At 53.5% G+C, this 25109-nt stretch carries 20 protein-coding genes; 7 read left to right on the top strand and 13 right to left on the bottom strand.

The window, feature by feature from the left end; translation table 11 throughout:
* Positions 1 to 38: 38 nt before the first annotated feature.
* From nagC to nagB, 3 genes are read right to left on the bottom strand one after another with little or no spacing between them, the layout of a single operon-like run.
* Complete coding sequence (nagC, locus tag NMC31_RS00690) at positions 39 to 1259, bottom strand: DNA-binding transcriptional regulator NagC (RefSeq protein WP_253896631.1); 1221 nt, start codon at positions 1257 to 1259, stop codon at positions 39 to 41.
* Between the two features lie 12 nt (positions 1260 to 1271).
* Complete coding sequence (nagA, locus tag NMC31_RS00695) at positions 1272 to 2417, bottom strand: N-acetylglucosamine-6-phosphate deacetylase (protein WP_253896632.1); 1146 nt, start codon at positions 2415 to 2417, stop codon at positions 1272 to 1274.
* Between the two features lie 56 nt (positions 2418 to 2473).
* Complete coding sequence (gene nagB / locus NMC31_RS00700; protein WP_015965356.1) at positions 2474 to 3274, bottom strand: glucosamine-6-phosphate deaminase; 801 nt, start codon at positions 3272 to 3274, stop codon at positions 2474 to 2476.
* 323 nt (positions 3275 to 3597) lie between these two features.
* On the opposite strand from nagB, the gene nagE reads away from it, so the two are divergent.
* The 4 genes from nagE (at position 3598) to chiQ (ending at position 9644) form a co-directional block, all read left to right on the top strand.
* On the top strand, positions 3598 to 5619 hold the full coding sequence (nagE, locus tag NMC31_RS00705) for an N-acetylglucosamine-specific PTS transporter subunit IIBC (protein WP_253896633.1): 2022 nt from the start codon (positions 3598 to 3600) through the stop codon (positions 5617 to 5619).
* A 182-nt stretch (positions 5620 to 5801) separates the two neighbouring features.
* Positions 5802 to 7466 (top strand): glutamine--tRNA ligase, encoded by a 1665-nt coding sequence (glnS, locus tag NMC31_RS00710; RefSeq protein WP_253896634.1) that lies wholly within the window; start codon positions 5802 to 5804, stop codon positions 7464 to 7466.
* Positions 7467 to 7856: 390 nt separating this feature from the next.
* On the top strand, positions 7857 to 9260 hold the full coding sequence (chiP, locus tag NMC31_RS00715; RefSeq protein WP_149464401.1) for a chitoporin ChiP: 1404 nt from the start codon (positions 7857 to 7859) through the stop codon (positions 9258 to 9260).
* Between the two features lie 30 nt (positions 9261 to 9290).
* The gene (chiQ, locus tag NMC31_RS00720) at positions 9291 to 9644 is read left to right on the top strand and encodes a ChiQ/YbfN family lipoprotein (RefSeq protein ID WP_495553252.1); all 354 of its coding nucleotides are present in this window, start codon (positions 9291 to 9293) and stop codon (positions 9642 to 9644) included.
* Between the two features lie 53 nt (positions 9645 to 9697).
* Here the strand turns inward: chiQ and NMC31_RS00725 are convergent, their stop codons facing one another.
* Positions 9698 to 10396, bottom strand: coding sequence for an HAD family hydrolase (locus tag NMC31_RS00725; protein WP_231828175.1), 699 nt, complete (start codon positions 10394 to 10396; stop codon positions 9698 to 9700).
* A gap of 107 nt (positions 10397 to 10503) precedes the next feature.
* On the opposite strand from NMC31_RS00725, the gene NMC31_RS00730 reads away from it, so the two are divergent.
* Positions 10504 to 11370, top strand: coding sequence for a LysR family transcriptional regulator (locus NMC31_RS00730; protein ID WP_253896635.1), 867 nt, complete (start codon positions 10504 to 10506; stop codon positions 11368 to 11370).
* A gap of 52 nt (positions 11371 to 11422) precedes the next feature.
* Here NMC31_RS00730 and fur read toward each other — a convergent pair whose 3' ends face one another.
* From fur to ybfF, 4 genes are all read right to left on the bottom strand, one after another.
* On the bottom strand, positions 11423 to 11875 hold the full coding sequence (gene fur / locus NMC31_RS00735) for a ferric iron uptake transcriptional regulator (protein ID WP_013367108.1): 453 nt from the start codon (positions 11873 to 11875) through the stop codon (positions 11423 to 11425).
* Between the two features lie 281 nt (positions 11876 to 12156).
* Complete coding sequence (gene fldA / locus NMC31_RS00740; RefSeq protein WP_149464405.1) at positions 12157 to 12687, bottom strand: flavodoxin FldA; 531 nt, start codon at positions 12685 to 12687, stop codon at positions 12157 to 12159.
* A gap of 150 nt (positions 12688 to 12837) precedes the next feature.
* Positions 12838 to 13131, bottom strand: a complete 294-nt coding sequence (gene ybfE / locus NMC31_RS00745; protein WP_149464406.1) for a LexA regulated protein — start codon at positions 13129 to 13131, stop codon at positions 12838 to 12840.
* Positions 13132 to 13260: 129 nt separating this feature from the next.
* Positions 13261 to 14025: an esterase gene (gene ybfF, locus NMC31_RS00750; protein WP_253896636.1), complete on the bottom strand. Its 765-nt coding sequence runs from the start codon at positions 14023 to 14025 to the stop codon at positions 13261 to 13263.
* Positions 14026 to 14208: 183 nt separating this feature from the next.
* On the opposite strand from ybfF, the gene seqA reads away from it, so the two are divergent.
* Together seqA and pgm are read left to right on the top strand one after the other, a co-directional pair.
* Positions 14209 to 14766 (top strand): replication initiation negative regulator SeqA, encoded by a 558-nt coding sequence (gene seqA, locus NMC31_RS00755; RefSeq protein WP_253896637.1) that lies wholly within the window; start codon positions 14209 to 14211, stop codon positions 14764 to 14766.
* 24 nt (positions 14767 to 14790) lie between these two features.
* A complete protein-coding gene (gene pgm / locus NMC31_RS00760; RefSeq protein ID WP_253896638.1) occupies positions 14791 to 16431 on the top strand; it encodes a phosphoglucomutase (alpha-D-glucose-1,6-bisphosphate-dependent) in 1641 nt (546 codons plus the stop codon).
* Between the two features lie 236 nt (positions 16432 to 16667).
* On the opposite strand, the gene speF is transcribed toward pgm, so the two are convergent.
* The 5 genes from speF to kdpB form a co-directional block, all read right to left on the bottom strand.
* Positions 16668 to 18830, bottom strand: a complete 2163-nt coding sequence (gene speF / locus NMC31_RS00765) for an ornithine decarboxylase SpeF (protein ID WP_253896639.1) — start codon at positions 18828 to 18830, stop codon at positions 16668 to 16670.
* A 267-nt stretch (positions 18831 to 19097) separates the two neighbouring features.
* Positions 19098 to 19775 (bottom strand): two-component system response regulator KdpE, encoded by a 678-nt coding sequence (kdpE, locus tag NMC31_RS00770; RefSeq protein ID WP_149464411.1) that lies wholly within the window; start codon positions 19773 to 19775, stop codon positions 19098 to 19100.
* On the bottom strand, positions 19772 to 22459 hold the full coding sequence (gene kdpD, locus NMC31_RS00775) for a two-component system sensor histidine kinase KdpD (protein WP_253896809.1): 2688 nt from the start codon (positions 22457 to 22459) through the stop codon (positions 19772 to 19774). The genes kdpE and kdpD overlap by 4 nt, the downstream gene beginning before the upstream one ends.
* Positions 22460 to 22461: 2 nt before the next feature.
* Entirely contained in the window at positions 22462 to 23037 is a 576-nt protein-coding gene (kdpC, locus tag NMC31_RS00780) for a potassium-transporting ATPase subunit KdpC (RefSeq protein ID WP_253896640.1), read from the bottom strand.
* Positions 23038 to 23045: 8 nt separating this feature from the next.
* On the bottom strand, positions 23046 to 25094 hold the full coding sequence (gene kdpB / locus NMC31_RS00785; RefSeq protein WP_253896641.1) for a potassium-transporting ATPase subunit KdpB: 2049 nt from the start codon (positions 25092 to 25094) through the stop codon (positions 23046 to 23048).
* Positions 25095 to 25109: the final 15 nt, after the last annotated feature.

The raw sequence follows: 25109 nt of genomic DNA on the forward strand, positions 1-25109 counted from the left end.
CAGGCTGCCTTGCGAGAGGCCGCCTGCGCGCAAGAGGATTAACCTTCCAGCAAATGCTGCAACAGAATGCCGTTGAGCATCGCGCGCTTAACCAGCGCAAACGCGCCAATCGCGGAGCGGTGATCGAGCGTGGAGCGCACCACTGGCAGATTTTTGCGAAACGCTTTCAGCGCCTGGGTGTTAATGCAGCCTTCAATGGCGGGCAGCAGAACACGCTCCGCCTCGGTAATTTCCCCGGCAATGACGATTTTCTGCGGGTTGAACAGGTTAATAGCAATGGCGATGGTTTTACCCAAGTGGCGTCCTACATGCTCAACCACTTCCGTTGCCAGCGCATCGCCTTTATTGGCGGCTTTGCAGATGGTTTTGATATTGCAATCATCCAGCGTCAAACGGCTCTGATAGCCTTGTTCTAACAGGTGACGGACGCGGTGTTCAATCGCGGCGTTGGCGGCAACGGTCTCCAGACAGCCGAAGTTACCGCAGTGGCAACGCTCGCCGAGCGGGTCGACCTGAATATGCCCAATTTCACCGACGTTCCCATTACGGCCAATAAAAATCCGCCCGTTAGAGATGATGCCCGCCCCGGTCCCCCGGTGCACGCGCACCAGAATAGAGTCTTCACAATCCTGACTTGCACCGAAATAGTGCTCCGCCAGCGCAAGGCTGCGAATATCGTGGCCGACAAAACAGGTGACGTTAAAGCGTTTTTCCAGCGCGCCAACCAACCCCCAGTTTTCCACCGCAATGTGCGGCATATAGCGGATCACGCCGCTTTCCGGATCAACCAGACCGGGCAAAATCACGGAAATAGCAATAAGCTCGCGAATTTTGCGCTGGCAGGTTTCTATAAAGGTGGCGATGGTATTGAGCAGCGCGTGTTCCAGGGTTTCCTGAGTGCGTTCTGGAAGCGGATAGTGCTCTTCAGCCACCGCTTTGCTGCTGAGATCGTAAAGGGTGAGCGTCGCGTCGTGACGCCCCAGGCGCACGCCGATAGTGTGGAAATTGCGGGTTTCAGTGACGATAGAGATAGCGCGGCGGCCCCCGGTGGAGGCCTGTTGATCGACTTCTTTAATCAATCCGCGCTCAATAAGCTGACGCGTAATTTTGGTTACGCTGGCGGGAGCAAGCTGGCTCTGTTCGGCGATCTGAATGCGCGAGATTGGCCCATGCTGGTCAATCAGGCGGTAAACGGCCGCACTGTTAAGCTGTTTTACGAGGTCAACATTACCAATTTGAGCTTGTCCGCCTGATGTCATACTTTCGCTTACTCAGTTAACGACCTCGTTACCATTAACGATGGTCTTGGTGATTTTATAATCGCGTGTGAACGCGGTCAGGTTTGCGGTCATGCCCGGGGCAATCTGGCCCAAATGGCTATCGACGCCAATTGCGCGAGCCGGGTAGAGCGTGGCCATGCGCAGCACTTCGTCGAGCGCAATACCGCAGTGCTCAACCAGGTTGCGAACCCCTTCAATCATGGTTAAAGAGGAGCCGCTCAGTGTGCCGTTTTCATCTACGCACAAACCGTTACGGTAGTATATTGTTTTACCAGCAAAAATGAACTGATCAATGTTTGCACCTGCTGGCGCGGTAGCGTCTGTCACCAGACACAATTTTTCACCTTTCAGGTGTTTGGCGTTACGGATGTTGGCGTAGTTGACGTGCAGGCCATCGGCGATGATCCCGCAGTAGACGTCAGCATTGTCAAAAATGGCGCCCGCCAGACCCGGTTCGCGGCCACTGATGTACGGCATCGCGTTATAAAGGTGGGTAGCAAACGTAATGCCCGCACGGAAGCCGGTTTTTGCTTCTTCCAGCGTCGCATTGGAGTGACCGGCAGAGATCACAATGCCTGCGGCAACCAGTTTACGAATTACCTCAGGTTCTACCATTTCCGGCGCCAGGGTGATTTTAGTAATCACATCCGCGTTCTCACACAGGAAGTCGACCAGCGACGCTTCTGGTTTGCGGATATAGGCCGGATTATGTGTGCCTTTTTTAATAATGTTCAGCCACGGCCCTTCGAGATGAAGGCCCAGCGCCTGATTAGGATGTTTGGTCAGGTACTCGCGCATCACGCGCACGCCCTGTTTCATGAGATCGTCGCTGCAGGTAATCAGCGTTGGCAGGTAGCTGGTGCAGCCCGATTTTTCGTTGGCTTTCTGCATGATTTCCAGCGTTTCAACGCTCACGGCTTCTGCCGTATCGTTGAACTGCACGCCGCCGCAGCCATTCAGCTGAACGTCGATAAAACCAGGGGCAATAATGGCGCCGTTGACTGAACGTTGTTCAATATCTGACGGTAATTCTGCCAGCGGGCAGAGGCGTTCGATAAGGCCATTAGCGATAATAATCGCGTGGTCATCCAGAATTTCGCGGCCAGTGTAAATCCGACCATGAGTTAATGCATACATTACGACCCCCGGGTTTCTAAAAAAGCGCCCTGCACATGCCGCAGGGCGATAATACATTACAGACCTTTGATGTTTTCCGCTTCCAGTTCGTTGAAATATTTCAACGTTTTCACTTTCAGCTCCATCGTGGACGGCTCGTCGCACACCATAACGGCTTTCGGATGCAACTGCAGGCAACTGATGGTCCACATGTGGTTGACGTTGCCTTCTACGGCCGCCTGCAGAGCCTGTGCTTTCTGGTTGCCCAGCACCAGAATCATCACTTCTTCTGCGTCCAGCAGGGTGCCCACGCCAACGGTCAGCGCGTATTTTGGAACCAGAGAGACGTCGCCGTCAAAGAAACGGGAGTTCGCCACGCGGGTTTCATGTGTCAGGGTTTTGATACGGGTACGGGAAGCCAGAGAAGACGCCGGTTCGTTAAACGCGATGTGACCATCGTTACCTACACCGCCCATAAACAGGTGGATTTTGCCGTAAGAACGAATTTTTTCTTCATAACGACGGCATTCTGCGTCAATATCTGCGGCGTTACCATTCAGCAAATTAATATTTTCAGCCGGAATATCAACGTGGTCGAAGAAATTACGGTGCATGAAGCTGTGATAGCTTTCCGGATGCTCTTTCGGCAGGCCCACGTATTCGTCCATGTTGAACGTCACAACGTGCTTGAAGCTAACCTGGCCCGCTTTATGCATTTCTACCAGTGCTTTATAGGCAGTCAGCGGTGTGCCGCCAGTCGGCAGACCCAGCACGAACGGACGATCGGCGGTAGGGTTGAACGCGTTGATGCGGTTAACGATATGACGCGCGGCCCATTTGCCCACTTGTTCTGCTGTAGCCAGGGGAATCAGTCTCATTGTTCACCTCTATAGTTAATTTAAAAAGGTCGTGGATTGACGAATGCTTATCTTAAAGCGTAACGCACTTTCACGGTAACAAGGGGTCAATCCGCTTTGATTTTTTGAATGATAAAATAAGTTTTGCGAGTTAGCCAGCAAAAGGGAGGGGGTATAGCGATATTTGGTGACAAAAATCACAAAAAAAGGGTGTTTAATTTGCGATACGAATTAATTTTTCACACACTCCACATGTCAATGAATAATTCGTCGTACTTATCAGTTGTAACACTATAAAAAAACAGCAAAGCGTGAGCCTAACGGGGTCTCATAGGGGGAATAAAGTGAGTATTCTAGGTTATTTACAAAAGGTCGGTCGTGCACTGATGGTGCCGGTCGCCACGCTGCCAGCGGCGGCAATTTTGATGGGGGTTGGTTACTGGATCGACCCTGTTGGTTGGGGGGGCGATAACGCACTCGCCGCGTTCTTCATCAAGTCTGGCTCGGCCATTATTGATAACATGTCCGTCCTGTTTGCCATTGGTGTGGCTTATGGGATGTCCAAAGATAAAGACGGTGCTGCGGCGCTGACCGGCTTTGTGGGCTTCCTTGTGTTGACCACGCTGTGTTCTCCGGCGGCGGTAGCGATGATCCAGAAGATCCCGGCGGACCAGGTTCCGGCGGCGTTCGGTAAGATCAGCAACCAGTTCGTGGGTATTCTGGTCGGTATTATCTCTGCAGAACTCTACAACCGCTTCAGCAGCGTTGAGCTGCCGAAGGCGCTGTCGTTCTTCAGCGGTCGCCGTCTGGTGCCAATTCTGACCTCGTTTGTGATGATCGTGGTCGCTTTTATTCTGATGTACATCTGGCCGGTAATTTTCGACGGTCTGGTGAACTTCGGTGAGCACATTCAGAAACTGGGCTCCGTTGGCGCGGGCGTTTACGCCTTCTTCAACCGTCTGCTGATTCCGGTTGGCCTGCACCACGCCCTGAACTCCGTATTCTGGTTCGACGTGGCGGGCATTAACGACATTCCTAACTTCCTCGGTGGCGCACAGTCTATCGAAGCGGGTAAAGCGGTTGTCGGTATCACCGGTCGTTATCAGGCGGGCTTCTTCCCAATCATGATGTTCGGCCTGCCGGGTGCGGCGCTGGCTATCTATCACTGCGCGCGTCCTGAGAACAAAGCGAAAGTGCTGGGTATCATGATGGCGGGTGCCTTCGCGGCATTCTTCACCGGGATCACCGAGCCGCTGGAATTCTCCTTCATGTTTGTGGCGCCGGTACTGTACGTGATCCACGCTTTCCTGACCGGTATCTCTGTATTTATCGCGGCCAGCATGCAGTGGATTGCCGGTTTCGGCTTCAGCGCAGGTCTGGTGGATATGGTGCTGTCGTCGCGTAACCCGCTGGCGACACACTGGTGGATGCTTATCCCGCAGGGCCTGGTGTTCTTCGTTATCTACTATGTGGTGTTCCGTTTCACCATCACCAAATTCAACCTGATGACCCCGGGTCGTGAGCTGGCGGTTGCCGGTAGCGAAGCGGATGGTCAGGATACGAATGTAGGTAGCGATAAAGAGCAGGATGTTTCCGGCCTGGCGCGTCAGTACATCGCCGCAATTGGCGGTTCTGACAACCTGACCGGTATTGATGCCTGTATCACCCGTCTGCGTCTGAACGTGAAAGACTCTTCTCTGGTGAACGACGCAATGGCGAAACGTCTGGGTGCATCCGGTGTGATTCGCCTGAACAAAACCAGCGTGCAGATTATCGTTGGCTTCGTGGCAGAGAAAATCGCCAACGCGATGAAAACCACCGGCCCGGTTGCGGCGGCAGAAGCCACTGCGGCACCGGCAGCAGCGCCTGCGGCCAAGCCACAGGCTGTGCCGAACAACAGCACGGTGATTGCCGAGCTGGTTTCCCCGGTAACTGGTGAAGTAGTGGCGCTGGAAGCGGTGCCAGACGAAGCCTTTGCCAGCAAAGCGGTAGGCGACGGCGTAGCGGTTAAACCAACGGATAAAACCGTGGTTTCCCCGGCGGCGGGCACCATCGTGAAAATCTTCAACACTAACCATGCATTCTGCCTGGAAACCGAGAAAGGCGCGGAGATCGTTGTCCACATGGGGATCGATACCGTTGCGCTGAACGGCCACGGCTTTACTCGCCTGGTGGAAGAGGGTGCGGAAGTGAAAGCAGGTCAGCCGGTTCTGGAAATGGATCTCGACTACCTGAACGCCAATGCGCGTTCAATGATTAGCCCGGTCGTTTGTAGCAACATTGACGACTTCAGCGGCCTGGTGATTAAGGCGCAGGGTCATGTCGTTGCGGGGCAAACAGCGCTGTATGAAATTAAAGGTAAATAATCGCTCCTGAGTTCGCGATTGCCTTAAGCGGCGGGGACTTTCCTCCGCCGCTTTTTTTTGCAGCAAATGATCCCCATATTCCTCTTCAAAGACGCATTTTCTGTAAGTTAAGGGTTGTCTCTGCGTCCGGCTTATAAGATCATACGCAGTTATACGTTATTTACGCTTTTGAGGAATCCACGATGAGTGAGGCTGAAGCCCGCCCGAGTAACTTTATTCGTCAGATCATCGATGAAGATCTGGCCAGTGGGAAGCACACCACAGTCCATACCCGTTTTCCGCCTGAGCCGAACGGTTATCTGCACATCGGCCATGCGAAATCGATCTGCCTGAACTTTGGCGTCGCGCAGGACTATCAGGGCCTGTGCAACCTGCGTTTTGATGACACTAACCCGGTAAAAGAAGATATCGAATACGTCGAGTCTATCAAGCACGACGTCGAGTGGTTAGGTTTTCACTGGGCCGGTGATATTCACTACTCCTCAGACTATTTTGATCAACTGCACCAGTACGCCGTTGAACTGATCAACAAAGGCCTGGCCTATGTTGATGAACTGTCGCCGGAAGAGATCCGCGAATACCGCGGCACTCTGACTGCGCCGGGTAAAAACAGCCCGTTCCGCGACCGTAGCGTCGAAGAAAACCTGGCGCTGTTCGAGAAAATGCGTACCGGCGGTTTTGAAGAAGGTAAAGCCTGCCTGCGCGCGAAAATCGACATGGCGTCGCCGTTCATCGTCATGCGCGATCCGGTGCTGTACCGTATTAAATTTGCCGATCACCACCAGACTGGCAACAAGTGGTGCATCTACCCGATGTACGACTTCACCCATTGCATCAGCGATGCGCTGGAAGGCATTACGCACTCCCTGTGTACCCTGGAATTCCAGGACAACCGTCGCCTATATGACTGGGTTCTCGATAACATCTCTATTCCGGTTCATCCGCGCCAGTACGAATTCTCGCGCCTGAATCTGGAATACACCGTGATGTCCAAGCGTAAGCTGAACCAGCTTGTCATGGAAAAACACGTTGAAGGCTGGGATGACCCGCGTATGCCGACCATCTCTGGTCTGCGTCGTCGTGGTTACACCGCTGCAGCTATCCGTGAGTTCTGCAAACGCATCGGCGTGACCAAGCAGGACAACACCATTGAGATGGCGTCGCTGGAATCCTGCATTCGTGAAGATCTCAACGAAAATGCCCCGCGCGCAATGGCGGTTATCGATCCGGTGAAACTGGTTATCGAAAACTATCAGGGTGAAGGCGAAATGGTCACCATGCCGAACCATCCGAACAAACCGGAAATGGGCAGCCGTGAAGTACCGTTTAGCGGTGAAATCTGGATCGATCGCGCTGACTTCCGCGAAGAAGCCAATAAACAGTACAAGCGTCTGGTGATGGGTAAAGAAGTGCGTCTGCGCAATGCTTATGTGATTAAAGCAGAACGCGTAGAGAAAGATGCAGAAGGCAATATCACCACCATCTTCTGTACTTACGATGCCGATACCCTGAGCAAAGACCCGGCTGATGGCCGTAAAGTAAAAGGTGTTATCCACTGGGTGAGTGCGGCACACGCGCTGCCGGTTGAAATCCGCCTGTATGACCGTCTGTTCAGCGTGCCGAACCCAGGTGCGGCAGATGACTTCCTGTCGGTGATGAACCCGGATTCGCTGGTTATCAAGCAGGGCTTTGCTGAACCGTCTCTGAAAGCTGCTGTTGCCGGTAAAGCGTATCAGTTCGAGCGCGAAGGCTACTTCTGCCTCGACAGCCGCTACGCTACCGCAGAAAAACTGGTGTTCAACCGCACCGTTGGGCTGCGTGATACCTGGGCGAAAGCGGGCGAATAATCCCTTGTTTGTGAAAAACGCCGCTCACGCGGCGTTTTTTTGTCTCATATTCGCGATGCGAATTAATCTTTTTTATCCAGCCATCACCCGTTTGCATCATTTCGCCCGGATACATCCTCGCAACCTGTGCTATTAACATTTTCCCCTGATGAGATAAGGCATTGCGCCGCTTAATGTTAATAAATCGCATTTGTTACAAGACGCAACGAAATATGTGCGCTTTGTCATAGTCCTGCGTTTTGCTTGCGAAAAAGGATTGATAATTCGCGTCGCGAAAAATAATCTAATCCTGTAGCAAAAGGTGCTTTTCACTACGCTACTTTTTTATCTGTTTTTTATTTTTAGCCTCTGCTTTGCAGCGGCATTTTAAAAGTCAAAGAGGATACACATATGCGTACGTTCAGTGGCAAACGTAGTACGCTGGCGCTGGCTATTGCCGGTGTCACAGCAATGTCGGGCCTGGTGGTTGTTCCCCAGGCGAGTGCAGCAGGCTTTATCGATGACTCTACGTTAACGGGCGGCATCTATTACTGGCAGCGTGAGCGTGACCGTAAAGATGTGACCGACAACGACAAATATAAAACCAACCTTTCTCACTCTACCTGGAACGCCAACCTCGATTTCCAGTCCGGCTATGCTGCTGATATGTTCGGCCTCGATATTGCGGCGTTTACCGCTATCGAAATGGCGGAATCCTCAGAAAGTGGTCACCCGAACGAAATTGCGTTCTCGTCTAAAAATAAAGGCTACTCGGAAGATTACTCCGGCGATAAAAGCGGTGTGAGCCTTTATAAAGCCGCGGCGAAATTTAAATACGGCCCGGTTTGGGCGCGTGGTGGTTATATCCAGCCGACCGGCCAAACATTGTTAGCGCCGCACTGGAGCTTTATGCCGGGTACTTATCAGGGCGCAGAAGCCGGGGCGAACTTTGATTTTGACGACGCTGGCGCGCTGAGCTTCTCCTACATGTGGACCAATGAATATAAGGCCCCATGGCATATCGAAATGGATAATTTCTACCAGAACGATAAGCGCACGAAAGTCGATTATCTGCACTCCATCGGTATGAAATATGACTTCAAAAATGACCTGGTGCTGGAAGCGGCATTTGGTCAGGCGGAAGGCTATGTCGATCAATACTTCGCCAAAGCCAGCTACAAATTTGATATCGCCGGTAGCCCGCTGTCTACCAGCTATCAGTTCTACGGTACTCGCGATAAAGTAGACGATCGCAGCGTAAACGACATTTACGACGGCACTGCCTGGCTGCAGGCACTCACCTTCGGTTACAAAGTGGGTCAGGTTGACCTGCGCCTGGAAGGGACCTGGGTTAAGGCAGAAGGCCAGCAGGGCTTCTTCTTACAGCGTATGACCCCAACCTACGCCTCCTCAAACGGTCGTCTGGATATCTGGTGGGATAACCGTTCTGACTTCAACGCCAACGGCGAAAAAGCGGTGTTCTTCGGCGCGATGTATGACCTGAAGAACTGGAACCTGCCGGGCTGGGCTGTGGGCGCATCATACGTTTACGCCTGGGATGCCAAACCGTCTACCTGGCAGATCAACCCGGACGCGTACTACGACAAAAACAAAACTATCGAAGAGTCTTCTTACAGCTTTGACGTGGCGTACACCGTACAGGAAGGCCGCGCGAAAGGCACCCTGTTCAAATTGCACTTCACCCAGTACGACAACCACTCCGATATCCCGAGCTGGAGCGGCGGTTACGGCAACATCTTCCAGGATGAGCGCGACGTGAAATTCATGGTTATCGCACCGTTCACCATCTTCTGATAAGCATACCGGCGGGCCACAGCGCCCGCCGTGTCGTATAAGGCTAATAATATGAAAAAAACAGTGATGATTGCTGCGCTGGTCGCGACGCTGGCAGGTTGCGCCCAGTCTGAAGCACCGAAAGAAGATACGCGTTTAAAAGATGCCTATAGTGCCTGTATCAACACCGCGGAAGGCTCGCCGGAAAAAATCGAAGCCTGCCAGCAGGTGCTGAACGTGCTGAAGCAGGAGAAGGCGCATCAGCAGTTTGCTAATCAGGAAACTGTGCGGGTAAGCGATTACCAGGCGTGCATTCTGGCGAGAAAAACCGGTAACGATCAGGCTGTGAAGAAAGATTGCGGGTTAATCTGGCAGGAAATTCGCAGTAATAATACTCCCCGTTAAGATAACGTGCCCGATAAGCTTGCTTGTCGGGCACGGCTGCATGAATGTGCAAACTAAGCGGGTATCAACATTATCGTATTCCCAGGTCGAAGCGATAAGACGAATTGTCCTGCCTCATCGGTGTGCCATTGAAGGTGACTGAAATCGATTACGGCACACTCCGGACCACCGTTTTGTAACGCCTCGCTACCGACGCCAACGCAGTACGTACCCGCGCTGACAGCGGAGGTGATCCCGCTGTGGGAATCTTCAAAAACTAATGCCTTATCTGGTGTGATCCCCAGCCGCGTTGCCGCCAATAAATAGGGATCAGGCCACGGTTTTCCTCTTTCGACGTCATCACGTTCGACAACGGTTGAAATAGCATCGTCTGCGCCCAGCATATGAATGACACGATCGATTTTCTTGCGCCAGCCGCTGGTGACGATACCGATTGTGATCCCTGCATGGTGTAGGGCTGTAATAAACTCGGCAACGCCCTTAATGGGATCGTAATCTGCATTATTTTCTGCATCGATAATGTACTGCTGAACGAACGCCTGATCTTGCAGGGAAAGATCGTTGAATAATGCGTGAATCGTATGTGGCCCCGGCTGACCATGAATGTGCCGGGCAATATCCGCATCGCTGATATCCCGGTTATAAAGCTTGCCTGCCTCCCTCCATGCCTTTTCAATCACGAGGTTAGAATCGATCAACACGCCATCCATATCAAAAAGGACAGCAGTCAGTACGGGCATCGCTTGAGTCATTTTTCCCCCTGTATCTTCTGAAAACATCCTGTGACTTTTTATGGATAATCGGTTGAAACAGAGGCTATGTATAATGCTATTTTTTCGCGCAGGGATAAAAAACGGGAATGGAAAATCGCCGACTACAGGCATTTGTTACGCTCGCGGAGCAGGGGAATTACCATGCCGCTGCAGATGCGTTGTGTATCACTCAGCCTGCGTTAAGCAAACAGATCCAGGCGTTGGAGCACGATTTGAATTTGGTGCTTTTTACCCGCGGACGTCATGGCGCAACGTTGACACCTCAGGGAAAATTGTTCTATCCCGAGGCGTGCGAATTTCTGGTGCGTTACCGCGAATTGCGGAAATTTGCCGGGGATATCAAACGGGGGGCGACAGCCAAACTCGCCCTCGGGTTTGGGCTATCGACATATTCTCTTACGCCGCAATGGATTAATACTTTTCAGGCGCGTTTTCCTGATGTCACCGTCTCGCTCAACAACATTCCTTCAAGTGTGCAGTGCCGAATGCTGCTCGAAGGAGCGCTGCATATTGGTTTCTTGCGGCTGCCCGTTCTGCCGCCTCTGTCACATTTTGTGATTAAACAGGAGCGTCTGGTGCTTGCCGTTCCCGCGAATGCGTCTGTAAAAGAAGGGTTACATCATCTTGTTGAACACTATCCGTTATTACGACTGAGTACGCACGCCGCGCCGTGTCTGGCTGAGCAGGTTCGCATCATCCTCGCCGAGCAGTTTCCCGATGTGCATGCGGTATCCGTTTCCGACGATATGCATTCTTTACTGGCGCTGATCGGTGGCGGTAACGGTATTGCCTTTTTGCCTGAGAGTATCTGTAACGTTCTGCCCGCCGGGGTAAAAATGGTCGAACTGGCTAATGTCAAAGTGGGGTGGGAAATTGCGATGGCCTGGGATCCTACGCGAGAGCATGAAGGACGGGACAATTTTCTGCGGATGGTGATGGAAATGAAGCCATAGACCACCATAAAAAACCAGCCCGTAAGCTGGTTTTGTCATTTCAGTGTGAAAATTACTTCTCTACGCCATCGTGCGCGTGTTCATCTTCGCGGCAATCGCCTTCAGCGCAGTGACCATACAGGTACAGGCTGTGGTTGGTTAAGCGGATACCGTGTTTTGCGGCAATTTCACGCTGGCGAGCTTCGATGGAATCATCGCTGAATTCGATAACCTTGCCGCAGTCGAGGCAGATCAGGTGATCGTGATGGTGTTGTTGAGTCAGTTCGAAAACGGACTTACCGCCTTCAAAATTATGGCGCGTTACGATGCCCGCATCATCAAACTGGTTCAGAACACGATAGACGGTCGCCAGACCAATCTCTTCACCCATGTCGATCAGGCGTTTATATAAGTCTTCCGCGCTGACATGGTGATTGTCTGGTTCCTGAAGCACTTCCAGGATCTTTAACCGGGGAAGTGTGACTTTCAGGCCAGCCTTCTTTAATGCGGTATTGTTGTCAGTCATGCGGAATCTGTCCTGTTGCTAAACGATTGACTTCCAAACGCGGAAGTATCACAGAGAGTGCACCGAGTGTAATGCGTCTCATTATAGAATGACGCCTTCTAAATGAAAACAGCAAGACCCAGGCGAATAAAGATTTCGAAAACGAGGCTTGACCAGCAAACTCGCTAAATTCAGAAGATATTGTACAGATTTGCGCTCAAAAGTTAAAAAATTGTAGCTATTATTTTGATTGCTTTTACCTATTAATGCGGTGTGATTTAACAATCACACCGCAACAAACATCAGGCGTTTTTGATCTCTTCCAGATGCAGCTCTTCGGAGACCTGTTTAACCCATTTTTCTACACGTTCAGCGGTCAGTTCCGGCTGACGATCTTCATCAATAGCCAGACCCACGAAGTGATCGTCATCAGCCAGGCCTTTAGAGGCCTCGAAGTGGTAACCGGCTGTTGGCCAATGGCCGACGATGGTTGCACCGCGCGGTTCAATGATGTCGCGAATAGTGCCCAGCGCATCACAGAAGTATTCCGCATAGTCTTCCTGGTCGCCGCAGCCGAACAGTGCAACCAGTTTGCCATTGAAATCAACTTCTTCCAGCGTCGGGAAGAAATCATCCCAGTCGCACTGCGCTTCACCGTAGTACCAGGTAGGGATACCCAGCAGCAGAATGTCGAATGCAGCCAGGTCTTCTTTGCTGCTCTTGGCAATGTCATGCACGTCGGCAACGTCTTTACCAAGCTGTTTCTGAATCATTTTTGCGATATTTTCGGTATTGCCGGTGTCGCTACCAAAGAAAATGCCAACGATTGCCATGAGTTAAATAACCTCTTGAAACTTAATGATATGGTGGTGGCGTATTGCCCACAGATAAGGGCAATCATAGCAGAACAGAGAAGGGTGCGGAATCAGCAATCGTACCGGACTGCACACTCTGCTACATGAAAGCGGGATTTTATGAAATTTTCAGAGCTTTTCCTGCGCGCGAAGCAGGGCTAACTGGCTCATCAGAATCTCTTCGATAAGCTCACTGCGACTCATATCGCGCGCGGTTGCCAGTTCGTTCAGGGCATCTACCGCATCGCTATTGAGTTTCAGTTCGACACGCTTCAGGCCGCGAACTTTATCGCGTTTTAATTGATTACGCTTATTGATGCGCAGCTGTTCGTCACGCGAAAGCGGATTGGTTTTGGGTCTTCCCGGCCGACGCTCATTTGCGAACAAATCAATTGTCGTGCGGTCCGTTTGTTCTTTTGCCATGGTTCAGAGTGACTTCGGGGAAACAAGCTACCGGGAAACGCCCGGTGCAGACAGCGCGCAATCATACATCACCGCAACCGACACGCCAACGACCACGGCCATAATGGCGCGCGGTCGTTGAGTTTTTAATCAGTCTGCTAAATATCGACGAATAGCGCGCAGCACCGCGTCCGGTTTTTCTGCATGCACCCAGTGACCAGCGCCTGCAATGACGTGTGCGCGTGCCTGCGGGAATTGCGAGAGCAGGTCGTCACGGTAAGTTTCGGTAACATAAGGGGAATTTCCGCCGGGGATAAACAGTGCCGGATGATCCCACGCCGGAATCGTCTCCCAGCCGACGATGTGCGGGTACTGATCCCACAGGACCGGTACGTTGAAGCGCCACTCGCCGTCGACAAACGACTTCAGCAGAAATTGAATCACGCCTTCTTCGGCTAAATATTCGCGCATCACGGTTGCAGCCTGCTGGCGCGAGGAGACCCCCGCGCTGGTGACCGCGTTAATTGCCGCAAAAATCTCATCGTGTCGTCGCACCTGGTAGTCCACCGGCGCGATATCAATGGCGACCAGATTATCGATGCGTTCCGGGGCCAGCGCGGTCAGGGCCATCACCGCTTTGCCGCCCATCGAGTGACCAATCACCGTGGCTTTCTCGATGTTATGGGCGTCGAGGGTATCCAGCAGATCCTGGGCCATCGCCGGGTAGGTCATTTCGTTTGCTCGCGGAGAAAGACCATGGTTACGCATATCCACTTGCAGAATATCGTGGTCGGTCACCAGGTCGCGCGCCAGCACGCCGAGGTTGTCCAGGCTGCCAAAAAGGCCGTGAACGAGCAGAATGGGGGAATTATTGTGCAGGTTTTGTGCAGTTTGCGCTCGGGTATTCAATTTCATAGCAAAGTTCTTTTTTTCGCTCTGTCGGGTTAGGGTATTATGTTGGACATTCTCACGTTCAGGGGCAAGATACGATTTTTATCCCATTTTTGCCGCTATCCTGGTATGACGCTATCCGCTGTTGGGTTTTGAACATATAATCCCAGCAACTTGTATTCAGAAAAATAATTGCACTGGATTAAGATGAAAACGATCGAAGTTGATGACGAACTCTATCGCTATATTGCCGCCCACACACTGCACATTGGCGAGAGCGCATCTGACATTTTACGGCGGATGCTGAAGTTTACCGCCGCATCACAACCTGTTGTTGCTGCTCCGGTTGCCAAAACTGAAGTTGCGCCTGCTCAGGTTGCTCCAGTTGCCGAGGTAAAACCGGTTAAAACCGCGAAAGACAAAGTTCGTGCTATGCGTGAACTGCTGCTCTCTGACGAATACGCTGAGCAGAAAAAAGCCGTCAATCGCTTTATGCTGATCCTGACGACGCTCTACAAACTGGATAACAACGCGTTTGCCGAGGCGACGGAATCGCTTCACGGGCGTACGCGTGTCTACTTTGCCGCCAATGAGCAAACCCTGCTGAAAAACGGTAATCAGACTAAACCGAAACAGGTACCGGAAACCCCATATTGGGTGATTACGAATACCAACAACGGTCGTAAATGCAGTATGGTGGAACACATTATGCAATTTATGCAGTTCCCCGCTGAATTAATCGAAAAGGTATGCGGCACAATCTAACCCTTGCATAAGAAGGATCAAGCAATGGCAATCCATAACCGTGCGGGCCAACCTGCACAACAGAGTGATTTGATTAACGTCGCCCAACTGACGTCTCAGTACTACGTGCTGAAACCGGAAGTGGGTAACGCAGAGCATGCAGTGAAGTTCGGTACTTCCGGACACCGTGGTAGTGCGGCGCGCCAGAGTTTTAATGAACCTCATATTCTGGCGATCGCGCAGGCTATCGCCGAAGATCGTGCGAAAAACGGCATTACCGGTCCTTGCTTCGTCGGTAAAGATACCCACGCGCTCTCTGAACCGGCGTTTATCTCGGTGCTCGAAGTGCTCGCGGCAAACGGTGTGGATGTCATTGTGCAGGAAAATAACGGCTTTACGCCGACGCCTGCTGTGTCGAATGCGATTCTGGTCCACAACAAAAAGGGTGGCCCACTGGCTGACGGTATTGTGATTACGCCGTCTCACAACCCGCCGGAAGATGGCGGTATCAAATACAACCCGCCTAACGGTGGCCCGGCCGATACTAACGTCACCAAAGTAGTGGAAGATCGCGCCAATGCGCTGTTGGCCGATGGCCTGAAAGGCGTAAAACGTATTTCTCTGGAAGCCGCGCTGGCGTCCGGTCATGTGAAAGAGATGGACCTGGTTCAGCCGTTCATCGAAGGGCTGGCGGATATCGTCGATATGGCGGCTATCCAGAAAGCGGGCCTGACGCTGGGCGTCGATCCGCTGGGGGGTTCCGGTATCGAATACTGGAAACGTATCGGCGAATACTACAAGCTGAATCTGACCATCGTTAACGACCAGGTTGACCAGACTTTCCGCTTTATGCATCTCGACAAAGATGGCGCAATCCGCATGGACTGCTCCTCCGAGTGCGCGATGGCGGGCCTGCTGGCGCTGCGCGATAAGTTTGACCTCGCGTTCGCCAACGACCCGGACTACGACCGTCACGGTATCGTCACGCCTGCGGGCCTGATGAATCCGAACCACTATCTGGCGGTTGCCATCAACTACCTGTTCCAGCACCGTCCGCAGTGGGGCAAAGACGTCGCCGTAGGTAAAACGCTGGTGTCTTCCGCAATGATCGACCGTGTAGTTAACGATCTGGGCCGCAAGCTGGTGGAAGTACCGGTGGGCTTCAAATGGTTCGTGGATGGCCTGTTTGACGGCAGCTTCGGTTTTGGCGGCGAAGAGAGCGCCGGGGCTTCTTTCCTGCGCTTCGATGGTACCCCATGGTCCACCGATAAAGACGGCATCATCATGTGCCTGCTGGCAGCGGAAATCACCGCCGTTACAGGTAAGAACCCGCAAGAGCATTACAACGAACTGGCAAAACGCTTCGGTGCGCCAAGCTACAACCGTTTGCAGGCGGGGGCGACGTCTGCGCAGAAAGCGGCATTGTCTAAACTCTCCCCAGAGATGGTGAGCGCCAGCACGCTGGCAGGCGATCCGATCACCGCACGTCTGACGGCGGCACCGGGTAACGGCGCATCCATCGGCGGTCTGAAAGTGATGACCGACAACGGCTGGTTCGCCGCACGTCCGTCAGGCACGGAAGACGCGTATAAAATCTACTGCGAAAGCTTCCTCGGCGAAGAACACCGCAAGCAGATTGAGAAAGAAGCGGTTGAGATTGTCAGTGAAGTGCTGAAAAACGCGTAAAAGCGAAGAAATAAAAAAGGAGCCGCAAGGCTCCTTTTTTATTGGTGACTGATTACAAACGCAACATTGCCTGATGCGCTACGCTTATCAGGCCTACAGGGTTATGCAATATAGTGAATTTGCACTATTTTGTTGGCCGGATAAGGCGTTTACGCCGCATCCGGCATGAGCAAAGCGCACTTTGTCAGTCATCTAAAGGAGCCGAAAGGCTCCTTTTATAATGGCGTGTCGTGCAATTAACTCTCTTTAATCACGTAACACCACACCTCTTTGCGGCCGTCATGTTCCTGGATATAAACCCCCTGTAATTCTGGCGCGAAGCCCGGCAGCAGATTGATACCTTCTTCCAGCGCGGCAAAATAGTTCAGCACCGCGCCACCCCAAATTTCGCCAGGTACGACGCACAACACGCCCGGTGGGTAAGGAAGTGCGCCTTCAGCCGCAATGCGTCCCTCGGCATTACGCAGAGACACTAAATCCACCTGCCCACGAAGATAGGCATAGTTGGCTTCCTGAGGGCTCATTACCACGCGCGGTAGATGGGCTTTGCGGAACATCTCCTTTTGCAGTTGTTTAACGTTATTACGGGCGTAGAGATCGTGCATTTCCTGGCAGAGCTGGCGTAGGGTATATCCGAAGTAACGCTGCTGATGCTGTTTGTACAGGCACGGTAATACGTCAGCAAGCGGAGCATCTTCCTCAAGTAATTGTTCAAAACGCTCCAGCAGTGCAACCAGTTGTTGCAGTTTTGGCAGGTCTTCTGCTGGCGTCATCAGGAACAAAATCGAGTTCAGGTCGCATTTTTCCGGTACAACGTGATTTTCACGCAAGAAGTTCGCCAGAATGGTCGCCGGTACGCCAAACGCTTCGTACTCGCCGGTTTGTGTGTTGATACCCGGCGTGGTGAGCAGCAGTTTGCAGGGGTCAACAAAGTACTGATGATCGGCATAGCCTTCAAAGGCGTGCCAGCGTTCACCGGGTACAAAATGGAAGAAACGCAGATCGTTGGCGATAACGTCAGTATCCCAGCTTTGCCATGGCTTAGAGTCGATTGTCTGTGGCACAAACGGGCGAATGTGGCGGCAACGGCTAAGAATCAATTTGCGCGCTTCGATGCCATTTTTCACGCAATCCATCCACATTTTTTTCCCACTTTCACCTTTGTGCATCTGCGCGTTGACGTCCAGTGCTGCGAACAGTGGATAGAACGGGCTGGTGGAAGCATGCATCATAAAGGCGTTGTTCAGGCGTTTATGTGGAACGTAGCGCGGCTGCCCTTTAATGTGGCTGTCTTTTTTGTGAATTTGCGATGTTTGTGAGAACCCGGCCTGTTGTTTATGCACCGACTGAGTTACCAGTATCCCCGGGTCATTTTCGTTGAGCTTAAGCAGCAGCGGCGAGCAATCAGCCATCATCGGAATAAATTGTTCATAGCCAACCCAGGCCGAGTCAAAAAGGATGTAGTCGCACAGGGAGCCAATTTTGTCGACAACCTGACGCGCGTTGTAAATTGTGCCGTCGTAGGTTCCTAACTGAATAATAGCCAGACGGAAAGGTCGCTTTTCCTGCGCACGAGCGGGAGCCACTTCAGCGATTAATTCACGCAGGTAACTCTCTTCGAAGCAGTGAGCGTCAATTCCGCCGATAAAGCCGTAAGGATTACGCGTGGTTTCCAGATAAACGGGCGTCGCACCGGCTTGAAGCAGTGCGCCGTGGTGGTTGGATTTATGGTTATTGCGATCGAAGAGTACTAAATCGCCTGGTGTGAGCAGAGCGTTCAGTACCACTTTGTTCGATGAGGAGGTCCCATTTAGCACGAAGTAGGTTTTGTCGGCGTTGAACACGTTTGCCGCATGTTGCTGGGCAGTACAGGGCGCCCCTTCATGAATGAGCAGATCGCCCATCGCGACATCGGCGTTACACAAGTCTGAGCGGAAAAGCGTTTCACCAAAATAGTCGACGAACAGATTCCCCGCAGGATGACGACGGAAGAATTGCCCTCCCTGATGCCCGGGACAATCGAAGGCGCTGTTACCTTGTTCAACGTAATCGACGAGCACATGAAAGAAAGGAGGGAGAATATTGCTTTCATATTTCAGTGCCGCGGTTTCAAGTTGCCTTCCTTGATATTCAGCATCTTCTGGGTTTTCTGAGAAAATAGCTGTAATAGATGCCAGGTATTTTTCATGGATATTCTGTGTGGGCGCTATTGTGACGAAGATTGGTAGTGAATATCCAGTAAGGTTAATGCGATTCAATATTTCATCATTGAGTTCAGCATAACTCAGAACGACGGCAGCAACATCGACAAAGTTTGCGGTGTCGAGTGGGGTGAACTCGCGGGTTGTGATGAACGCCTGCGGGCAAGCCTTGCCCAGGGCAATTTTTAATTTTTTCATGATGTCCTTTTGCCTTAATAACGTTAGTTCAGCAAGCCTTAAACTTGCCTGTTCCCTGAAGGTGATCACGACGTCGCAGATTAACTGTCGGTGGGATGTTATCAATAATTAATGGCGTGATGCACGGCTAAAGTAGTGTTTTTTTGTGAGCTTGCTCGATAAAAAAACAGAAATAATGAGTGGGTAATTCCATGGGGTAATACTGTGGAATTACCCCATAGAATATATTTAGTGTTTTATTTCTATGGGATGGAAATAACTATTTATTTAAAGCATAAAACGATAACCAATTCCCGTCTCCGTCAGGAAATGTTTTGGCCGTGCCGGGTCGGCTTCCAGTTTTTGCCGAATATGCCCCATATAAATGCGCAGATAATGGCTATGTTCCACCGCATTAGGCCCCCAGACGTGATTCAGCAACTGACGTTGAGTCAGGACTTTCCCCGGGTTATTGAGCAATTCCGCCAGCAGGCGAAATTCGATAGGCGTGAGATGCACCTCTTCACCGCCTCGCACAATGCGGCGAGCGGCGAGATCGACCTGCACATCAGAGAACGTCACCAGCGGGTCGTTGGGCTGGGTAGTGGCGTGGCGGCGTAGTGCGACGCGCAGGCGCGCCTGCAACTCACCGATGCCAAACGGTTTGCTGAGATAATCATCCGCGCCTGCATCCAGCGCGGCGATTTTGTCGTGCTCTTCGCTGCGTGCGGAAAGCACTATCACCGGCGTAGCGCTCCACTGGCGAAAATCCCGGATGAAATCGATACCGTCGCCGTCGGGTAAGCCGAGATCGAGGATAACCAGATCGGGTTTGCGCGTCGCCGCTTCAAGTAACCCACGTTGCAACGTTTGAGCGTCAAATACGCGCAGCCCTTCGGCCTCCAGCGCGGTGCGCAGAAAACGGCGGATGGCTTGTTCATCTTCAACAATCAGAACGCTGGTCACATATCCTCATGAAATTCTTCAAGTTCCGGTGGAGACTCCAGCGGAAGTGTAACACGAAAACAGGCACCACCTTCAGGGCGGTTGCTGGCTGAAAGCGTGCCGCCATGAATATCGACAATGGCCCGGCAAATCGCCAGCCCCAGCCCGACGCCGGGAATGGCAGATTCTTTATTCCCGCGTGAGAATTTATCAAAAATTCGCGTTTCCTGACCAGGGGTAATACCCGGTCCACTGTCCCAGATATCGATACAGAGCTGATGATTTTGCTCGCTGGCGTTAATACCAATTTTAGCTTGCGATCCGGCGTACTTCACTGCGTTCTCCAGCAAGTTGATGAGCACGCGCTCAAAGAGTGGGCCATCGACGTGAATTAACATCAGCGGGTCGGGAAGCGACAGCGCAATCTGTTGCCCGTTCAGGCCGGGTTCCAGCATACGCAGCGCGCTGCCGACCACTTCTTCCAGTGTCAGCCACTCTTTATTGAGATTGAAGCCGCCGGACTGAATGCGCGCCATATCGAGCAAATTATTCACCAGCCGTGTGGTGTTGAGCACATGCTGGCGAATTTCATTGGCCTGCGGGGCGTAGGGTGAGCCGCTGCTGGCGAGATCGAGCGTCAGAATTTCCGCCTGACCAAACAGCACTGTCAGGGGCGTGCGCAAATCATGGGAAAGCGCGGCCAGCAGCGAGTTGCGTAAACTTTCCCGTTCGCTGGCAAAACGCGCCTGTTCTTCACTGGCGGTCAACGCCAGCCGTTCCAGCGCGCTCGCGGCCAGTAGTGTGAATGTCTCCAGTAAACGCTGCTGCTCAGGGATCATCAACTGGCGCAAGTTAAGCGGTTCGACCACCACCAGCCCCAGCGTTTTGCTGGCGCTTTTTAGCGGCAGGATCTGATACGGCACGCCTGGCAAGGTATCGGTGCCCGCTCCGGCGGGAAGGCCTTTATCGAAGCTCCAGCGCGCAATCGCATCATCCCACGGTGTCAGGCCATCCTGCTGTGTGGACGGCGTGAGCTTATCGTTTTCATCGGGAAGCAGCACCTGGCTGCGGGCATGAAAGGTAGACTGAATATACTGCTCGCAGGTGCGGGCGATATCTTCGGCACTGCGTCCCACTGCCAGGGCTTTCGACATCTCGTACAGATGACGGGTGCGCTGTTCGCGATAGCGCGCCACGCGCGCCTGATAGCGTACACCAGCGGTCAGGTTGCCAATCACCAGCCCCACAGTTAGCATCACGCCAAAGGTCAGAAGGTATTGCACATCAGACACCGCCAACGTACCGCGCGGGGCAATAAAGAAGAGATCGAAGCTGATCACGTTGATAAACGTCGCCAGCACCGAGGGCCAGCGGCCATAGAAGAGGGCGACGATCACCACGCCGAGCAGATAGAGCATCACCAGGTTGGCGGCGTCGAACGCCATCAACCACTGCGCCGCGATAAGCGTGATGGCGGCACAAAGGGCAAATGCCACCGCGCAGCCACGGATTTGCACCTGCCATTTCTCAAAGAAGCTACGCGGATCGCGGGTTGATGAAGGTAGCGGTTCGGGCTTTTCGTCCATTGCAACGACCAGCAGATCGAGATCCGGCGCATGGCGTGCCAGGCGCTCGCCGAAGCGCTCGCCGCTCCACCAGTGACGCTTTTCCTGCCTGCCGATCACAATTTTGCCAAGGTTATGCTCACGCGCGTAGCGGATCACCGCTTTTTCTTCCGAGGGATCGGAAAGGGTGGCGGTTTCCGCGCCCAGCTCCTGCGCCAGACGGAGTGAACTGAGGATTGCGCGGCGCTGTGCCTCCGGCAGGCGATGTAGCGTCGGTGTTTCTACATATACGGCATGCCAGACGCTGCCTAAACGCGCCGCCAGACGTGCGGCGGTGCGCACCAGTTTTTCACTGCCCGTATGGTGTCCAACACAAAGCAGGATCGCGTCGCGGGTATGCCAGACTTTTTCCTGCCCCTGCGTGTCGCGCCAGGCGCGCATTTGTTCATCCACGCGGTCCGCTGTACGGCGCAGAGCCAGTTCACGCAGGGCGATGAGATTCCCTTTACGGAAAAAATTCTCGATAGCGCGTTCGGCCTGCCCGGCGATATAGACTTTGCCTTCGTTCAGCCGCTGGCGTAAATCATCCGGAGGCAGATCCACCAGTACGACTTCATCAGCGGCATCAAAGAACGGGTCGGGCACTGTTTCGCGCACCTGAATGCCGGTGACGCCGCTGACGATATCGTTAAGGCTTTCCAGATGCTGGACATTAACAGTAGTAAAGACGTCGATTCCGGCTTCCAGAAGTTCGTCGATATCCTGCCAGCGTTTGGGATGACGCGAACCGGGCGCGTTGCTGTGCGCCAGTTCATCCATCAGGACCAGCGCCGGGCGGCGGGCGAGGGCGGCATCCAGGTCAAACTCATGCAGATAACGGCCCTGCCAGGCGAGGCGTTTTTGCGGTAGCAGCGCCAGGCCTTTAAGCATTTCCGCCGTCTCTTTACGTCCGTGGGTTTCCACCACGCCCGCCAGGATATCCAGCCCCTGCGTCCGCAGACGCTGTGCCTCCGCCAGCATCGCCCAGGTTTTGCCCACCCCCGCACAGGCACCGAAGAAAATCTTCAGCTTTCCGCGATGCGAGGAGGCCGTCTGCTCCAGCAGGCGATCCGGGTTTGGGCGTTGCGGCTCGTCGGTCATCATCAGTTATCCTTGTGGGCATCCAATGCCATATTCAGCTCAACAATATTTACCACAGGTTGGCCGAGAAAACCGAGCAGCGGTTTCTGCGTGGCGGCATCAATTTGTTGATTGAGCCATTCAACTGAGACGTGACGCGCCTTGGCGACACGCGGCACTTGCCAGCGCACGCTTTCCGGTGTCAGGCCGTAATCAAGCCCGCTGGCGGAGGCCGTCACCAGTTCCGTGGGAACGACTGCCGGGGCATCCTGGTTGGCAGCTCGCAGTTGCGCCGCGCGCGCGCGAATTACGTCATCCAGCGCCGGATTGCTCGCAGCCAGATTACTGCCGCCCGACGCCATCGGGTTGTAGGGCATGTCTGACGTGGCAGAGGGGCGACCGTGGAAATAGCCAGGTTGGGTAAAGTTTTGCCCAATCAGCGTGGAACCGCGAACCTCATTGCCCTCAATAATCAGCGAACCGTTGGCCCGATCGTGGAACCACCACTGGCCGAGCGCGGTGGTCAGCAACGGGTAAGCGCCGCCCGTGATAAGCGCCAGAAAAAGAAAAATCACAACAGCAGGACGAAGCAGAGACATTGTGTACCTCACACCAGACCAAACAGAGTCAGTAACAGATCGATAGCTTTAATGCCGATAAACGGCACAATCAGGCCGCCCAGGCCGTAAATCCACAGGTTACGACGCAGCATGGCAGAAGCGGAAAGAGGCTGATAACTCACGCCTTTCAGCGCCAGCGGTAGCAGAAAAACGATGATCAGGGCGTTGAAAATCACCGCGCTCAGAATCGCTGAATCCGGTGAATGCAGATGCATAATGTTCAGCACACCCAGTTGTGGCCAGCTTGCGGCAAATGCCGCCGGAATAATGGCGAAGTATTTCGCTACATCGTTAGCGATGCTGAAGGTGGTAAGTGAGCCGCGGGTCATCAGCATCTGTTTACCGATATGCACCACTTCAATCAGCTTGGTCGGGTTGGAATCGAGATCCACCATGTTGCCGGCTTCTTTCGCCGCCTGGGTGCCGGAGTTCATCGCCACAGCGACGTCAGCCTGCGCCAGCGCCGGGGCATCGTTGGTGCCGTCGCCGGTCATCGCCACCATGCGCCCCTCGGACTGATACTGGCGAATCAGCGCCAGCTTGGCTTCCGGCGTCGCTTCGGCGAGAAAATCATCGACGCCCGCTTCGGCGGCAATCGCGGCGGCGGTCAGGCGGTTATCGCCGGTGATCATCACCGTCTTGATACCCATTTTGCGCAGTTGCGCAAAACGCTCTTTAATGCCCCCTTTTACGATATCTTTCAGGGCAATCGCCCCAAGGACTTTCGCGCCTTCTACTACCACCAGCGGCGTTGAACCCTGACGCGCAATGCCGTCTACCAGATGCTCGACATCCGCCGGGAATTGCCCACCGTTACTTTCAACGTGGCGACGAATAGCATCCACTGAACCTTTACGGATCATGCGGTTATCAATGTTAATACCGCTCATGCGGGTTTGCGCGGTAAAGGGCACAAAGGTGGCGTGTAACTGCTGAACGTCGCGCTCGCGCAGGCCAAAACGCTGTTTGGCGAGCACCACGATGCTGCGGCCTTCGGGCGTTTCATCGGCCAGCGACGAGAGCTGCGCGGCGTCGGCAAGCGTGCTCTCATCCACGCCGTTAGCCGGTAAAAATTGCGATGCCTGGCGGTTGCCGAGGGTAATGGTGCCGGTTTTATCCAGCAGCAATACATCGACGTCGCCTGCGGCTTCTACCGCGCGGCCGCTGGTGGCAATTACGTTAGCGCCCAGCATGCGGCTCATCCCGGCGACGCCGATGGCCGACAGCAGGCCGCCGATGGTGGTTGGGATCAGACACACCAGCAGAGCTATCAGCACGATCACGCTCACCGGTTTACCGCCCCAGGTGGAGAAGGGCCACAGGGTGGCGGTCGCCAGCAGGAAGACTATCGTCAGGGCGACCAGCAGAATCGTCAGCGCCACTTCGTTGGGGGTTTTACGACGCTGCGCGCCTTCGACCATGGCGATCATGCGGTCAAGGAAGGTTTCGCCCGGGTTCACACTACAGCGGATCACCAGCCAGTCGGAGAGAATACGCGTACCGCCCGTCACCGACGCGAAATCGCCGCCGGATTCACGAATAACGGGTGCCGATTCCCCGGTGATGGCGCTTTCATCCACCGACGCGCCGCCTTCAATCACTTCGCCATCGCAGGGAATGATGTCACCGGCTTCAACCAGCACCACGTCACCTTTGCGCAGTTCATCAGACGGTACGTGGTCCATTTCGGCCCCGTGCTGCGGGGCGCGAAGTTTGCGGGCGAAGGCGGTTTTCTGCACGCTCTTCAGGCTGTTAGCTTGTGCCTTGCTGCGGCCTTCCGCCATCGCTTCGGCGAAGTTGGCGAACAGCACCGTAAACCACAGCCACAGGGCGATCGCGCCGCTAAACAACGCGTTACCCGGCATGTGCCCGGTCGCCATCGCGAGGCTCATCACGGTGGTCAGCACGCTGCCAATCCAAACGATAAACATCACCGGGTTGCGCCACTGAATGGTCGGGCTCAGTTTTTTAATGGCGTCGGTAATCGCCTGCCCAACCAGTTTGCGGTCAAACAGCGCCAGTTGCTTGCGACTCATAAACACATACTCCGC

It is taken from the genome of Pseudocitrobacter vendiensis (genome assembly GCF_943590815.1).
Taxonomy (GTDB): Bacteria; Pseudomonadota; Gammaproteobacteria; order Enterobacterales; family Enterobacteriaceae; genus Pseudocitrobacter; species Pseudocitrobacter vendiensis.